Annotated in this window: 16 protein-coding genes; 2 read left to right on the forward strand and 14 right to left on the reverse strand. The window is 47.2% G+C overall.

Annotated elements, in window-relative coordinates:
• Positions 1-6: 6 nt before the first annotated feature.
• Entirely contained in the window at positions 7-1,137 is a 1,131-nt protein-coding gene (locus tag Q9O24_09835; protein MDQ7075429.1) for a glycosyltransferase, read from the forward strand.
• 14 nt (positions 1,138-1,151) lie between these two features.
• Positions 1,152-2,309 (forward strand): glycosyltransferase family 2 protein, encoded by a 1,158-nt coding sequence (locus Q9O24_09840; GenBank protein MDQ7075430.1) that lies wholly within the window; start codon positions 1,152-1,154, stop codon positions 2,307-2,309.
• Between the two features lie 12 nt (positions 2,310-2,321).
• On the opposite strand, the gene fliJ is transcribed toward Q9O24_09840, so the two are convergent.
• From fliJ to flgL, 14 genes are all read right to left on the reverse strand, one after another.
• On the reverse strand, positions 2,322-2,753 hold the full coding sequence (gene fliJ, locus Q9O24_09845; GenBank protein MDQ7075431.1) for a flagellar export protein FliJ: 432 nt from the start codon (positions 2,751-2,753) through the stop codon (positions 2,322-2,324).
• A 43-nt stretch (positions 2,754-2,796) separates the two neighbouring features.
• Positions 2,797-3,045: a DUF2442 domain-containing protein gene (locus Q9O24_09850; GenBank protein ID MDQ7075432.1), complete on the reverse strand. Its 249-nt coding sequence runs from the start codon at positions 3,043-3,045 to the stop codon at positions 2,797-2,799.
• Between the two features lie 2 nt (positions 3,046-3,047).
• Complete coding sequence (locus Q9O24_09855) at positions 3,048-3,296, reverse strand: DUF4160 domain-containing protein (protein MDQ7075433.1); 249 nt, start codon at positions 3,294-3,296, stop codon at positions 3,048-3,050.
• Positions 3,297-3,718: 422 nt separating this feature from the next.
• Positions 3,719-5,077: a flagellar protein export ATPase FliI gene (gene fliI, locus Q9O24_09860; protein MDQ7075434.1), complete on the reverse strand. Its 1,359-nt coding sequence runs from the start codon at positions 5,075-5,077 to the stop codon at positions 3,719-3,721.
• Complete coding sequence (locus tag Q9O24_09865) at positions 5,067-5,783, reverse strand: FliH/SctL family protein (GenBank protein MDQ7075435.1); 717 nt, start codon at positions 5,781-5,783, stop codon at positions 5,067-5,069. The genes fliI and Q9O24_09865 overlap by 11 nt, the downstream gene beginning before the upstream one ends.
• Before the next feature lie 17 nt (positions 5,784-5,800).
• Positions 5,801-6,808, reverse strand: a complete 1,008-nt coding sequence (gene fliG / locus Q9O24_09870) for a flagellar motor switch protein FliG (GenBank protein MDQ7075436.1) — start codon at positions 6,806-6,808, stop codon at positions 5,801-5,803.
• Positions 6,798-8,531 (reverse strand): flagellar basal-body MS-ring/collar protein FliF, encoded by a 1,734-nt coding sequence (gene fliF / locus Q9O24_09875; GenBank protein MDQ7075437.1) that lies wholly within the window; start codon positions 8,529-8,531, stop codon positions 6,798-6,800. Before fliF ends, fliG begins: the two co-directional genes overlap by 11 nt.
• Before the next feature lie 12 nt (positions 8,532-8,543).
• Positions 8,544-8,846 carry a flagellar hook-basal body complex protein FliE gene (fliE, locus tag Q9O24_09880; GenBank protein ID MDQ7075438.1) on the reverse strand — a complete coding sequence of 101 codons (303 nt, stop codon included), beginning with the start codon at positions 8,844-8,846 and terminating at the stop codon, positions 8,544-8,546.
• Between the two features lie 201 nt (positions 8,847-9,047).
• Entirely contained in the window at positions 9,048-10,520 is a 1,473-nt protein-coding gene (locus tag Q9O24_09885; GenBank protein MDQ7075439.1) for a sigma-54-dependent Fis family transcriptional regulator, read from the reverse strand.
• Between the two features lie 213 nt (positions 10,521-10,733).
• Positions 10,734-11,069, reverse strand: coding sequence for a hypothetical protein (locus tag Q9O24_09890; protein MDQ7075440.1), 336 nt, complete (start codon positions 11,067-11,069; stop codon positions 10,734-10,736).
• Positions 11,062-11,436: a flagellar export chaperone FliS gene (gene fliS, locus Q9O24_09895; protein ID MDQ7075441.1), complete on the reverse strand. Its 375-nt coding sequence runs from the start codon at positions 11,434-11,436 to the stop codon at positions 11,062-11,064. The genes Q9O24_09890 and fliS overlap by 8 nt, the downstream gene beginning before the upstream one ends.
• 25 nt (positions 11,437-11,461) lie before the next feature.
• Positions 11,462-12,817, reverse strand: coding sequence for a flagellar filament capping protein FliD (fliD, locus tag Q9O24_09900; protein MDQ7075442.1), 1,356 nt, complete (start codon positions 12,815-12,817; stop codon positions 11,462-11,464).
• 102 nt (positions 12,818-12,919) lie between these two features.
• A complete protein-coding gene (locus Q9O24_09905; GenBank protein ID MDQ7075443.1) occupies positions 12,920-14,401 on the reverse strand; it encodes a flagellin in 1,482 nt (493 codons plus the stop codon).
• A 107-nt stretch (positions 14,402-14,508) separates the two neighbouring features.
• Positions 14,509-15,720 carry a flagellar hook-associated protein FlgL gene (flgL, locus tag Q9O24_09910; protein MDQ7075444.1) on the reverse strand — a complete coding sequence of 404 codons (1,212 nt, stop codon included), beginning with the start codon at positions 15,718-15,720 and terminating at the stop codon, positions 14,509-14,511.
• Positions 15,721-15,723 lie beyond the last annotated feature (3 nt).

Below are 15,723 nucleotides of genomic sequence, written 5' to 3' on the forward strand. Positions count from 1 at the left end.
CCAACCATGCCAACCCCGCTAAAACTGATTCACGTCATCAGTGCCAACGATGTCTTTGGCCCTGAAAAAACCACCATCAACGAATGCCGCGCTCTGATCAAAGAAGGCTGGGATTGCCAGATCATCAACTTCTGGGACACCGACGACATTCCCATTCGCGCCAAAGCCGAGGCAGCCGGTGTCCCTTATCGCTGCATTATCAGCAAAAAACGCTTTGATAACGGCGTGGTCGCGAAGCTGAAAAAGACCTTTAAAGAGACCGGCTGCGATCTGGTTCACAGCCACGGTTACAAATCCGACCTCTACTGCCATTTGGCGGCGCGCAAACTGCCCACCAAAACCGTCACCACCATTCACGGCTGGACCTCTGAAGATTTTAAAGTGCGCCTGTATGAAAAAATGCAGGCCTTTATTTGGCGTTTTTACGACCGTGTGTTTGCCGTCTCGCGTCAGTATCGAGACATTGCAATCAAAAAAGGCGTGCCGCACAACAAATTGCACATTCTTTACAACGGCATCATCTACGACCCCAAAGCGCCCCGCTCCAGCGCAGAAGACAAACAGCACGCCCGCAAAAAATTTGGCCTTAAAGAAGGCGACATCAGCATCGGCATTGTGGGGCGACTCAGCATTGAAAAAGCCCACGATTTTTACCTAGAAGTCGCCGCTCTGGTGGTCAAAGAGCAGCCGCAAGCCAAATTTTTGATCATCGGTGATGGTTTGCAACGAGATGCCTTAGAGCGGCAGGTGCAGAAACTGGGCATCGCTGACAACGTGATTTTTGCCGGTCATGTGGACGACATGCAAAGCGCCTACGACGCGATGGACATCGAGGCCATTTGCTCTCATCGTGAAGGGCTGCCCAACGCCCTACTGGAAGCGATGTTAAACGAAATCCCCGTAGTCTCCGTCGCCGTGGGCGGTGTTCCCGATGTGGTGGAAGGTGAACAGGGCGGGATCATTATCAACACCCGTGATCAGAAAAAGTTTGCCCGCAAACTCAAAAAACTGATCGAAAGCAGCGAACTACGCCAACAACTGGGCAAAAAAGGCCGCCGCCAGATCAAACAGAACTTCACCTTCCAGCGCCGTTTGGAACTGGTAACCCAACACTACCGCGAACTGATTGGCGCTTAATTAAAGGATCTCTTATGCCCATTGCCGCTTACCCGCTGCTGCTGCTGTTTTTTCTGCTCGGCGGCTTTTTCCTCTATCTGCTGTTGCTCGCCTTTTGGGGGATCAAAGTTCGCCCCACAAGCAGTGAACCCCCCGCCTACCGTTTTAAACTGTTAATCGCCGCCCACAACGAAGAGCACAGCCTTGATGGCCTGATGCAGTCGATCAAAAACGCCAACTACCCCAAAGAATTAATCCAAACTCAATTTATTGCCGACCACTGCGACGACGCCACCGTCGAGGTCATTCGTGGGCAAGGCTTTGAGGTCATTGACCGTCAGCAAGGGGCGCGAGGCAAATCCGCCTCCATTGCTGAGGCGATGAATAAGCTGATCCCCGATCTGGATGAAGAGAAAGACGTGGTGCTGATTTTTGATGCAGACAACCTTATTGACCGCGAATTTTTTAATGAAATGGCCAAAGCCTTAGCCAACGGTGCCGAGGTGGTACAAGGCAACACCGGCATTCACAATCGCTACGCCAGCCTCTTTACCAAACTCAATCACGTTAATTTTGCCGTCACCAATCGTTTTAAAGAGCTGGCGCGCAGCCAAGCCGGTCTCACCTGTCGTTTGCGTGGCCACGGCATGGCCTTTCGTCCCTCGTTGATCAAGCAGCTCAACTGGCAAGCGGGTACTTTGGTGGAAGATCAAGAGATGGTGTTGCAGTTGGTGCTCAAAGACCAGCGGGTTCGATGGGCGCATCGAGCTGAAGTCAACAGCGTCATTCCCGACTCACCCAAAGCCGCTGCGGCGCAGCGCAAACGCTGGGCAGGAGGCAAAAGCGAGCTGACCAAAAACGCCACCCGAGTGTTATTCGACAAAGCCCGCACGGATAAAAGCCCGATTGCCTTTGATCTGATGATGGATTATATAATGCCCTCCTACGCCATTCAGCTCGGCCTGATTATGCTCTCGACGCTGGCCGCTTGGTTTTTCCTCGGCAACGAAAACTGCCTAACGCACGGCTTTATTCTGCTCACCGTGGCCTTTTTGAGTTATTACTTTATCGCCAGCCTATTGGAAAAAGTGCCGGTTTTGGTCTTTGCCACCTTTCTGCTCTCGCCCTTTTTCATCTTCTGGCGCGTCTGGATCTTTATCAGCAGCCTACGCGGAGCCAAAAGCTGGGATTGATGCCCTACACGCCTATTCCCGCCTACGCGGGAATTGACGACCGGCCAAATCATCCAACTCCTTCTGCTCTTTTTTATCCGCCTGTTGCCTCTCACCCGCCACTAAATTCTGTTGATAGGTGTCAATCACACTCTGTTTTTGATGAGCTGCTCGCCACAACAACAACTGCTGCTGATATTTTAATTCAAAATCAACAATCACCTGCTGTTGAATCTCAACGGTTTGGCTGATTTTAGCCACAAAACCTTGGTACGACTGAAACTGGTTTACCGAACAATCCGTAGGTCGTTGGGTGACGTATTCATCACGATAATCCAATAATTGTTGTAACTGGGTTTGTTGTTGAAACAGCGCGTTTTTGGCTTCTGCCAACGCACATTCGGCCTGCTTTTCTTTCTGTATATAAATCGACTGAATGCCCTGAATACGCTTTGATGCCTGCACACGTCACTCCATTAGCTTCATTTTGTCCGCGTGTAACACCTTGTTATGAAATTTCTTGCCCATGACTCCATAGCTCATACTCACTAATATCAATACTGTTATTCCAAGCTACGGCATAACCACCCTGCTCTACTTGAACCGCCTTGAATAAAGCTTGATTTTTTAATGGAGAAAACATCTCTTTAGCCAGCAATGGAGTTATATCATATTTTCTTTTATGATTATTATTAAACTCAACGATCAAGGTATGATCATCAATAGCTTTTACCGATTTTATTTTTGGATATGTCATTTTTAATTCAATGGTTGTAGTTTGTGGAATTCCTGACTATCCCACATCTGTTTCAATTCATGCTTGTTAATGGTAGCCCACTCAACAACCAGTTTTTTGGCTCTTTTTGGTAAATCTCCTTCTATCATTTCAAGGGTGTTTATGCTGAACAAGCCAACATACTCACCATAAACCGCATGAAAATGTGGTGGCGGATGATCTCCAAAAAATAACTTTATGACTATTCCGTAAAATCTTGCTATTTCAGGCATGTTGCTTCCTCATATTTTTTTCTGTAACGACTGCAATAATTGGCGTTTTATAAAAATATTTCTGAATGGACGACCCACAGCACCCACTCCGCCTCTGTAATAAATAGCCAATTCTTAAAGGCCAACCACCTCTTCTGTAAGCAGAAACATATACATCAAATAGAACAATATTACCATAAAAAATACGGCCATTGGCCATTATCAGTAAAATCAAAATAATCTATTAAAACCTAATATTGCACCCTGAGTGAAAAAACATGCAAACAATTCCCCTCCCCTGGAGAGGTGACTCAAAAAAGTGGGGGCTAATTTCTGCAACCAAGGGAAATAATGAGGAACGTTCAGCTAAGCCTCACAATTAAGTAGCACGAAAGCCTTGTCAAGGCATAACATCCATTTAGGAGCCTGCACACGTCACTCCGTTATTGTGCCTCCGGCAGGGCTTGTTTTAACTCCGCCAAAGACTCGACCAAGGTTACTTTTTCTGACATATTTTGCGCCAAAAAAGCCATCAACCTTGGATGCTGTTCAATCGCTTCATCAATGCTCGGATCGCTGCCTTTTTGATAAGCCCCCACATTGATTAAATCTTCATTTTGCAGGTATTTTGAGTACATTTTCCGAAACCGCTGCGCGCTCTGCTGATGATCTTGATCGGTAATCGCTGTCATACAACGGCTAATAGAAGCCTCAATGTCAATGGCAGGAAAATGCGCCTGCTCGGCCAGCCTCCTTGCCAACACAATGTGACCATCCAAAATGGCGCGCGCCGAATCGGCAATGGGGTCATTTTGATCATCGCCCTCCACCAGCACGGTATAAAACGCGGTAATCGAACCGCCTTGATCACCGCCGTTACCGGCGCGCTCCACCAACTGCGGCAGTTTGGCAAACACCGACGGCGGATAACCTTTGGTGGCTGGAGGTTCACCAATGGAGAGGGCGATTTCACGCTGCGCTTGGGCAAAACGGGTCAACGAATCCATCAACAACAGCACGTTTTTGCCTTGATCACGAAAATATTCCGCAATGCTGTTGGCCAACAGCGAACCGTGAATGCGCATCAAAGGCGACGTGTCCGCTGGAGCCGCCACCACCACGGCTTTTTTCATCCCTTCGTCGCCTAAAATCTCTTGGACAAACTCTTTTACCTCGCGCCCTCGTTCACCGATCAACCCCACCACCACCACATCGGCGCTGGTATGCCGAGTCATCATGCCAAGCAAAACACTTTTACCCACCCCGCTGCCTGCAAACAACCCCAAACGCTGACCTCTGCCAACGCTGATCAGGCTGTTGATCGCTCGCACGCCCACATCCAATACATCCCGAATCGGTTCACGACTTAAGGGGTTAATGGCCTTGGCATCCAGCGAAACAAACGCCTCTGCTTTGATGCTGCCTTTCAGATCCAGAGGCTGGCCGTGACCGTCCAACACCCGCCCTAAAAGCGATTCACCAACGGCAATTTTATACACCCCCTGATAGGGAATCACGCGCGCATTGGGTACCAAACCTTGCAATGAGGTGGTGGGCATTAAAAACAGTTTGTCGCCACTAAAGCCCACCACCTCCGCTTCAATCGTCACGCCACCAGGAGCCACAACCTGACACCGAGCACCGATGGGGGCATGACAGCCCACCGCCTCCAAGGTCAAACCCACCATGCGGGTTAATATCCCCTCCACTGGCAAGGTCGGCAGCGGCGCTAAATGAGTCCGAATGGCTTTTATCCGCAATGGCCAGCGATAACCATCGGCTAAAACCGATTCATCGACCATCGGCTTCTCTCACACCGCCCAACAATGACGCTGAAAGCGCGGTCAGACGCGCCTCCAAGGTGGCATCAATTTTTGAGGTTTCAGTAAAAATCTTACAGCCACCCCGAGTCAGCATAGGGTCTTCATAGAGATGCCAGTTTTGATTGCCGTCCTCGCTCACCGAGAGCAGTTCTCGCACCAAAAGAGCATCATCGGGGTGCAAATGGATGCGTATTTCAGCGCTGGAAGAGGGCAGCAAAGCAATGGACTCCCGCAACACCGCAATCACCTCCCCTGGCGCTGTTTTAATCTCGCGGCGCACCAACTGTTTGGCCAAGGTCAGCACCAACAACAGCAGCTCTTCTTCCGCCTGCTCAGCCAGCTCATCAAACGGGGCGTTCATCTTATGCAGCAGGCGTTCAAAGGCGACTATTTTTTCCTGCGCGCTGGCTTTTGCCTGACTCAAACCCTCCGCATAACCTTTTTTATAACCCTCTTCGTGCGCTTGACGTTCGATGCTCGCAATCTGCTCCACACTCGGCAAAACACGCCGATCATGGCACGGCTCCAGCGTGACCTCTTGCTCTTCTCCAATAGGCGTTTTTCTCGGCGCTGGTACTGCTGGCTCTCCTTGTTCAAAATCTTCAATCACCACCCCATTAACATTGGGCAGATTCCAAGCCTGAGGCGGCCGATTTTTTTTGGCATAACTTTGATTAAGCACCACGTTAGAACGCCCTCTCGCTAAACAAATTCATCTCCCGCACTCAAAACAATCTCACCGTTTTGCTCTTTTTGCCGCGCAATACCCAAAATTTCTTTTTGCGCCGCCTCCACATCACTCAATTTCATCGGCCCTTTGGCTTCCATGTCTTCCAACAGCAAGGTCGAGGCGCGTTTTGACATATTACTCAAGAATTTATCCCGTAAATTTTCATCCGCGCCCTTTAAAGCACTGACCAACACATCGGTACTGATGTCGCGCATCAAGGCTTGAATAGCGCTGCTGTCCACATCAATTAAATTTTCAAAGACAAACATCAAATCTTCAATGTCATCGCCCAACTCTTGATCCAACTCTTTTACAGATTCAATGATCTCTGACTCCAATGAGGAATCAACCAAGTTTAATATCTCAGCAGCGGATTTAATTCCACCCACATTGGCTGATTTCATCGTACCTTCGGTGGAGAGGTATTTTTCAAAAATAATATCCAGCTCTTTTAAAGCCGAAGGGGGAATGCCATCCAACGTGGCAATTCTCATCAACACATCCGGACGCGTTCTCTCCGGCAGCCACTTAAGCACCTGTGCCGATTGATCACTGTCAAGATAAGAGAGCACGATAGCAATGATTTGCGGGTGCTCCAGACGAATCACTTCCGCCACTTCTCGCGGCTCCATCCATTTTAAGGCTTCCAAACCTTGGCTATTACCACCCAACATAATGCGATCAATGACGTTACCGGCTTTATCCTCACCCAAAGCTTTGGTTAACACGTTTCTCACATAATCATTTGAACCGATGCCTAGAGCGGTCTGATTTTTCAAATCTGTTAAAAATTCATCTAAAACCTTCTCTACTTTATCGCGAGTAATGTTGCTCATTGCACTCATACACGAACCAATACTCTGCACCTCTTTTGGGTTCATGTGAGTTAATACCGCCGAGGCCTCACCCTCACCTAAAATCATCAGCAGAACCGCCGAACGTTCTGCACCGCTTAAGCCTTCACCCTCTTCAGCTTTCATCAACCTCCAACCACCCTTTAACCATATTGGCTACTTTTTTAGGATCTTCTGCCACCAATTCCCGTGCATACTCTATTTTTTTCTCATACCCTTCTTGAGATTTATCCGTCAACAGAGCCGTCAATTTTTCATCGCCACTGAGTATCACCTCACCCTCGGTCAACTCTCCTTCAATGCCCTCAGATTTGGCTTGCTCTCGTGCCTCTACTTGATTTTTCTGCGCGGTGAGTTGCTGCTTCTGCTTTAACTCAGCTAACTTCTGACTGTGAGAAACCGCTTTAATCAGTGGCCGCACGATTAACAACATCACGATTAACAGAAAGAGTCCAGATAAAACCTGTTTAATCAACTCTTGCAACCACACCTCTTGCCAAATAGGCAATTCTGGAATGACTGCAATCTCCTCTTTATGGAAGGCAGAGCTCACCACCAAAACGCTGTCACCACGCTCTTTGCTAAAACCAATCGCCTCTTTAACCAGAGCGGTAAATTTATCCAACTGCGCCTGATCGTAGCTTGAAGGCTGACGATTGCCCTCTTTGTCCAGTAGAGTGGGCTCATCAATAATGACCGCAGCGGTTAAACGGGTCAATGTGCCAGAAGCGTGACGAGTACGACTGATCTGTTTATCCACTTCAAAATTACGCGTCGCACTGTGAGTCTGAGTACCCTCGCCTTGCACTTCATCAAACGCCTTTTTATCAGTGCTTCCCTCTCCGGGGGGCTGATTACTCAACGCCCCAGGAATGCCCATTGGCTGGTTTGCCCCATTACGCTGATCAGACACCTGCTCACTGCGCAGCGCCCGCTGTTTCGGATCAAATTGCTCTTTACTGCTCTCACTGCTGGAAAAATCAACCGCCACGCTCACTTGAGCGCGTACACGCCCCAAACCCACCATCGGTTCCAAAATACCCAGAATCCGTTGTGCAAAAGAGTCCTCGACTTTTTTGCTGTAATCAAACTGTTTGCCCGTTAAAGAGAGGTCGCTGTTGCCGCCGTTGTTGGTTAACAACGTGCCATATTGATCAATCACCGTAACCTGCGACGGTTCCAAATAAGCAATACTGGATGCCACCAGATGCACAATGGCACTCACTTGTGAGGACTCCAGCGAACGCCCCTGATACAGCTTTACTAATACCGAAGCCGTTGGTTTAATTTTTTTTCTAACAAACACCGATTGTTTGTTGATGGCCAAATGCACTCGCGCACTTTCCACCCCCAGCAAGGATGAAACAGAACGAGCCAACTCAATTTCCAAAGCGTGTTTGTAACGTGCTGATTCAATAAATTGACTGGTGCTCAAACTTTGGTCTTTTTGCAACATCTCCAGACCATTGGCTTTTCCTTGCGGTAAACCTTGAGTAGCTAAATTAAGTTTAATCTCTCTAATTTTAGCCGTTGGCACCAAAAGATTACCCGTTGCTGGATCAACCCGATACTCTATTTGGCTGCTTTGCAACGACTGCATAATGGCCGAGGTATCCGCATCGGCCAATTGGGTAAACAGCGCCTGATAACGCGGCTCAACAGTCCATAAAGCCACCACCACCCCGATGGCAATCGCCAGAGCAAGCGCGATCAATAAACCGACTTTTTTAATCGCCACCGATTCTGAAACACGCTCAACCGTCGCAACAAAACCTTTATCTGCTGAACCATGATTGCCAGCAAGAGCCGTCGCACCCTCAAGAACCACCGCTTGATCTAAGGCAGGCATCTATAACAACACTCAGACCGGCATGTTCATAATGTCTTGATAAGCCGATAGGGCTTTATTTCGGACTTGCAACAGTGCCTGAAACGCCACCGTCGATTTTTGTCCCGCCACCATCACTTCAGCCAATTCCACCCCCTCAATACCACGCTCAAATTTATCCGCTAACGAGCCAGACTCTTTCTGCAAATGGTTTACTTGGCCAATCTGCTCTTGCACCAGCTTATAAAAATCGATGCCAGTAGCTTGTTTTGCGGACAGCTCACTGTTGGAATTCAAATTCAGATTAATGCTCTGTATTGGATTAATTTCAGACATGAGTAACCTCGAAAAATATCAAATAACAGCGAAGAAAACCCTCTAGAAAAAAGTTAAAGGGTCGTTAAGGTGATAACAGGAGGAGAAGACAACAACGCTCATCGACCGTTAAACACAATCGATATAAAGCAGAATCAGTGCCAATAAAAAATATACTTATGTAACAGTAGCTTACTTAGACTAGGTGAGCAAACAACCGCTTTATGACGCTTCCTCTCGACGGCTGATGCCGTATTTTCGCATCCGCTCGACCAGTGTGGTGCGCCGCACGGTTAGCAGCTTGGCGGCATGAGCAACCACACCCATTGAATCCTCCAAAGCTTGCTGAATCAGATCTACTTCAATTTTCGCCATGTGCTTTTTCAGATCCATGCCACTGCTCGGCAAGCGCACCGCCTGACTCTCAACCATAACCTGAACCTGTTCTGCCATGTGTGAAGCAGGCTGAATGTCAGGCAACACTGGCAGGCTTTCTATATCCAAATCATCCGGTACGTATTTTTCGGGCAAATCACGCACATCCACCACACCGTAAGGGTGCAAAATGGCCATACGCTCCATTAAATTGGCCAATTCACGCACATTACCAGGCCACGAGTAGTGACATAAGGCCGTCACTGCTGCCGGTGTCAAACGCACTGAGCTATGGAACTCATGCTCCATTCGCGCAATCAACTCCTGAATCAACAGCGGCAGATCATCAATGCGTTCGGCCAAACTGGGCATATCAATGGGGAAAACGTTCAAACGATAATAGAGGTCTTCCCGAAAATGACCCGCTGCAATCAGCTCACTTAAATTACGGTGAGTCGCAGTCACAATGCGCACATTGGTTTTGATGCTTTTATTGCTGCCCACCCGCTCAAAACAACGCTCTTGCAACACCCGTAACAGTTTTACCTGCATATTGAGCGGCATATCCCCAATCTCATCCAAAAACAGAGTGCCGCCTTCGGCCATTTCAAACCGCCCTTGACGAGTGCTGATGGCTCCCGTGAACGCGCCTTTTTCATGGCCAAACAGCTCGCTTTCCAGCAGCTCTGCGGGAATCGCGCCACAGTTGATCGGTACAAAAGGACCACTGCGCCGAGAAGACAGGTAATGGATGTTGCGCGCTGCCACCTCTTTACCGGTACCCGACGCGCCCAAAATCATCACCGTGGCTTCGGTGTCCGCCACCTGTTCGATCATTTTACGCACCGCAACAATGCCACGACTGTTGCCCACCATGCTGCGGAACAGCTCCAAAGAACGCTCTTTTGATCGCTTTTCATCGTCCAATGGCTGCTGCTCTTTGCGACAAAACAGTTCAGCTCGATGCAACAAGTCATTTAAGGCTTCGTATTTCAAACCGTGTTTGGCCTGAGTTAAATAACGTTTCCCCAGTTTTTCTCGTCGCCGCTCCATCTCACCCTCTTCTGCTAACAGAATAAAGGGGGGGCAGCTTTTGTCAGCACTCACTGGTTCCAATTCCTGCAATGAGAATTCATCATAAGCAACAAACACCGCCAAATAATCCTCACCCAGCGCCATATCTTTGACTAATGTGGCATCAGAAATCACTTTCGGCTCGTAGTCTAAAAAGGTTAACACCGTTGCTAACGCAGCAGATCGATCTAAATTTTCGTCTAAAATCAATATCTTGCTTGGGATTGACGCATTTTTTTCAGACATAAAGTACCCATTCCTTCGATAAATGAAGCTTGGTTCACATACGGGAGAGCCTTACAAAGGCTCGAATGACAGACATTATTAACGAATCTCCTAAGAAACACAAATCCTAGGAAATACAACATAGATATTTAAACTCAATCAATTTTCAGGCCAAACGCGCCATCTTAATAAGAAAAGATGATTGAATTCTTAAGAGAAGGGATGGGATAGAAATTATTTTTTACACCTGTCGTACGCCGCTGCTGCGGAACGCGCTTGTTTTGATTTTGAAAATTGCTTCGTCACATGACTTCGTTCTGCCTTAGCTCTTTCGATACCAGACAGCAACACGCCTAAACACGCTTGCAAAGACTCTATCTGCTCTGTTTGCAAGTCCTGATGTAAAGAGCCATCAAAGACTCGCTGGATTAGGCGCAACAACTCTTCATCTCGCACGATAAGCTCTTGCCATGACTGTTTTTCAATCAGGTCACTGACCTCTTGGCTCAAAGAGGCAATGTGCTGCACAAGATCACTGTCAGCCTGACCCTCTACATTACACTCAAGCAATTTGATCCCAAGCCCCCTTGATCTCCAGTAGCAACCCCGTGACCTCATCCAAAATAGCCACATCGTTGGCCAAACTTGCGCTCAACAATCGTCTTTCAATGTAGTCGTACAACGCCTCAAGATGCTGAGAAAGTTCTCCGCCTTTATCCATATCCAAATACGACTTCAAGCTGGCCACAATGGTAATGGCTTGACCTAAAAGCAGCCCCTTTTCCGCAAAGTGCTTTACTTCTAACTCTTTCTTAGCCGTTGCAATCCGCTGCAACACCCCGTCAAACAGCATCGAAATCAACTTATGTGGGCTAGCTTCCTCAATTTCACCGTACAAACCGACCGACTTATACATTTGTGCCGCTGATCCAAGCATCACACCTCCTTTAAGGCATTCATCATCATGCATTATCACTGGCTTGCAAACTTTCTAACTGCTGAGTCAGGAACCCACTTGTGGCTTCCATACCCGCAATCAGCGTATCCAAAGCAGTAAACTGTTTACTCAAGGTGATTTCACGATTCACCAAACGACGTTGCATACTTTCAATGCTGGTATCCATATATTTAATTTGATTACCCAGCCCCGTCGTCACCGAATCAATAAACCCTTCTGAGCGGACATAGAGATCCATCGCGTCTGTTATCTTGGTTGCCAAGCCTTCACGGGGATCGGAAAAAAAATCCAATGCGTTCTTTTTATCCACCACAGAAAGGTCATTAAATTTTGAACCATCGAATGACATCTTGCCATAACGATCAAATTCAATGCCCAGCTTATATGCGTTCATACCATTGGCTGACGAACCCAAAGATGAAAATGAATTTCTTAATTTTTGCTCAATAGAAGAAAGCATGCCTTCCCCCTTCAAACCGTCTGATTTCAAACCCACCATGACATTTTGTAAATTATTATAAGAAGAAACCACATCAGCAATGGAGTTTTTAAAAGCAGAATCATCTGAATTCACCGTTAATACCGACGTACCAATGCTTTTTAAATCAAAGCTGACATCCGGAATGGTATCTGTCAGTGTATTGGAACCTGACGTAACTAAAAAACCATCCACTTTTACTTCGGCATCCAGTGCTGCTGAAATCTCCGTCATATTTTGAGCCCCTAATGGATCAAACACCAATTGTGACAGTCCATTGGTGTCCGTATCATTGCCATCAGCATCACCACTCACCGTTATTTTTATCGCATTATCCACCCCTGTGTTTTGGGTAGAGATCATCAAACGACTGCCACCATCCACATTAACAATGTTAGCGCGCACTCCCTCAGCCAACAACGTATCGTTCAAACGGTCACGCAGGTCTTCTAGTGAGTTAGAACCGGCAACCAAATCAAAATCAAAGGTACTGGTTCCAATGCTGACAGAAAGCCGCCCTTCACCCACAGGATCAGTCGCACTGGCATAAAGTGGCGATGCAATTTTATGGGATTGAGCAAGGGATAACACATCAATACTGTATTTTGAAACCGAAGGAGTGCCGCTAATCGAAGCCGTAAGCACTGTTTTATCTGAACTGTTTACCGAGTGAGATTTAATCTTACTGACATCAGAAAATTTTTCTAAAGTAGAATTAAAATTTGACATCATACTTTTTAACATGCCAAACGAACTTATTTTAGATTGAATATTACCTTGACGATTTTGCAACTTTACCAGTGGTTGCCGCTCCACATTCATCAACTGACCAATAATGGTTGGCACATCCAAGCCTGAACCCACACCTGCCGAACTTAACATAACGAATACCTATTCATAAAATGACCAAGTTACCCCGTAAATAACCATCATCAAAAAAACCAGGCCTAGAAAACGAATTCTAGGCCAATGTTTATCCTGCGCTTAACGCAACAACGCCATCACAGACTGCGGGGCTGAATTCGCCTGTGACACCATCGCCATACCCGCTTGTTGCAAGATCTTTGCCTTACTCATATTGGCGGTCTCCATCGCAAAATCCGTATCCTGAATACGAGAGCGAGCAGAAGAGATGTTCTCTTTGACGTTATCCAAATTACGAATCAGTGATTCAAAGCGGTTCATTTTTGCACCCAACACAGAACGGTCTGTATTCACACTGTCAATCGCTTTTTCGTAAGCCAACATCGCCAGACTGGATTCAGCCGCACTGTTAACGGTCATACCACTGACCGAAGCGTTGGTTAAATTATAAGTAACCGGAGTCGCCAAAACATTCGCCACCCCAGTCATCGCCTCTGAAGCAACACCGGTACTGAAATTAACCGCCGTTGCGTTAAGGTCTTGATTAAGCACCATTAAACCATTAGCACCGGCATCCACCGAAGTCGTACCGGCTGCAAACCCCGTCACCGCTGCCGCATTGACACCGTTGACGTTCATCTCTACCGCTGATCCAGAGGTGTTGTACAACACCAAACGACTTTGATCTGCCGCCAAACCCGTATCAATCATGGCTGTAACGCCATGCTGACCTGATTTTGCATTAATATTAGCAACTAAATCCGTCAACCCTGTAGCACCGTCAATGCTGATACCGTTAACACTCACTTCCCCCGTGGCCACCACCGCACCGGTAGCAGCGACCAAATTGGCATCGGTTACATCCAAACTGCTGATGGCTGCATTACCATAACCGAACGCATCCACACCGTGCGCCGAAGATTGACTGTTAATGGCATTAATTTTAGCAATGGAGTTGGTATTGGTCGCAATGGTTGAGCCTACCGCCACACCGTTAATGGTATCGGTGGACGCTACTGCACCTTGAAACTGATTGCGCATTCGATCAGCCAGTGCCATTGAACTCAAGGAAGAGACATCGGCGTAATTAGACGCCACACCCATCCCAGTAGGAGAGAGATTGGAGACATCCACACTGATGGTTTCACCGGTTTTTGCGCCCACTTGAATATTGGCGCTAAAACCACCGGTCAAAAGCTGCTGACCGTTATAACGTGTTTGACTCGTAATACGACTCAACTCATCTTTCAGCTGCGTCACTTCATGGTTCATTGAATCACGATCATTGCTGTTATTATAACTCGCGCCCTGAACTGAAAGGTCGTGCATTCGATTTAAAATATTACTCATTTCATCCATTGCACCCTCAGCGGTTTGCGCAATGGATATTCCGTCATTGGCATTTCTCATCGCAACAGTCAAACCACCAATTTGGGTGGTCATCCGAGTACTGATTGCCATCCCTGCCGCATCATCTTTTGCACTGTTAATGCGCAGACCCGATGACAAACGCTGAATTGCGGTTGTCATCATGGACTGTGATTTATTCAAATTACGCTGTGCATTCAATGATGCAACATTGGTATTAATTGTTTGAGCCATCTCTACTTCTCCTAAAAAAGAATCACACTACATTCTTTTATGCTATCGGTTTATATCTAAGAATCTTTATAAAAAAGAAGAGAGGTCATGAAGATTGTTGAAAGTTTTTATCTTAGAAAATCAAACAGAGATATTTTCTCTACTTTCATAAAAGCCGCTTGCGATGCTTGCAACACCATGCTCTCTTGAGTTAGCTGAGAAATAGCAGCGGTATAATCAAGATCATGAATTTTTGACAGCGATGTTTTAAGTTGAATCAAGTAAGCATCGTTCTCAATGCTTTGTGAATCCAATGAGCTTAAACGCCCCCCCACTTGGGTCTGAAACTCAATGCTTTTTGAGATTGTCGCATCAAATTCAGCGATGCTCTCTGCCAACACCCCAGACAAACGTGTATTGCTGTTAGAGACCGACGAACTGGCCGCCAACGCATCAATAAACTTATTCATGCTGGTAAACACATCCTGCTTAACAGACGGCTCCAAAATCAATTGATCACCTACTTGAGCCGCACCGTGCAACACCACTTTCAAACCATCAAATTCAATCGCCTGCCCAGCAACATAGGTGCTGTTTACCAATACCGTGGTTGCCGTGGTTGTATCCACAAGATCAAATTGAGTGGGCGTATTGAACGTAATCTGATAGCGATTTTGAGTTTGCAAACTCACATCCGTAACAAAAGCCGTACTGGCTGCCAGCGTACCGCCATTATTCAGACCCGCCGTTACCGCCACTCCAGCGGGAGAGTCCACATTCAAAAACAGATCACTGCCCGAATCCGCATCTTTTACTCGCCGAGAGGGGCTGACCTGAATCTCTCTGATGCCTTGATCGCCTTGAAAAGAGACCCCAGCAAGATCACCACTGCCGCTTTTCGCAAACGCCTGTGTCCGGCCTTTAAAACCAGAAAAAAGAAAATCGCCGTTAGCATCTCGCGTATTCACCAGCGACAACAGCTCCTCTTTACGCTCCACCACCTCCTGAGAAACAGCGCTCATCTCCGCCGATGACAGTGAGCCATTATTCGCTTGCAACGCCAAATCTTTCACCCGTTGCAGCAACGAGGTAACATCTGTTAACACCGTATCTTCCAGCTCCAAACGCCCTTGTGCCTGATTAATGTTGCTCTGATATTGCTGAGTCTGATCCACAACCTGCTGCAAATTCAAACTTCGAGCCGCATCAGCTGGATTATCAGACGGACGTAAATTTTTCTGTCCACTGGCTATTTGATGTTGAATATCCGCCAATTTGGTCTGTTGTGCTTGCATTGAACGTAAACTGTGCTGAAACAACTGCGAGGTAGAGACGCGCATTTT

It is taken from the genome of Gammaproteobacteria bacterium, from assembly GCA_030949385.1.
Taxonomy (GTDB): Bacteria; Pseudomonadota; Gammaproteobacteria; order JAUZRS01; family JAUZRS01; genus JAUZRS01.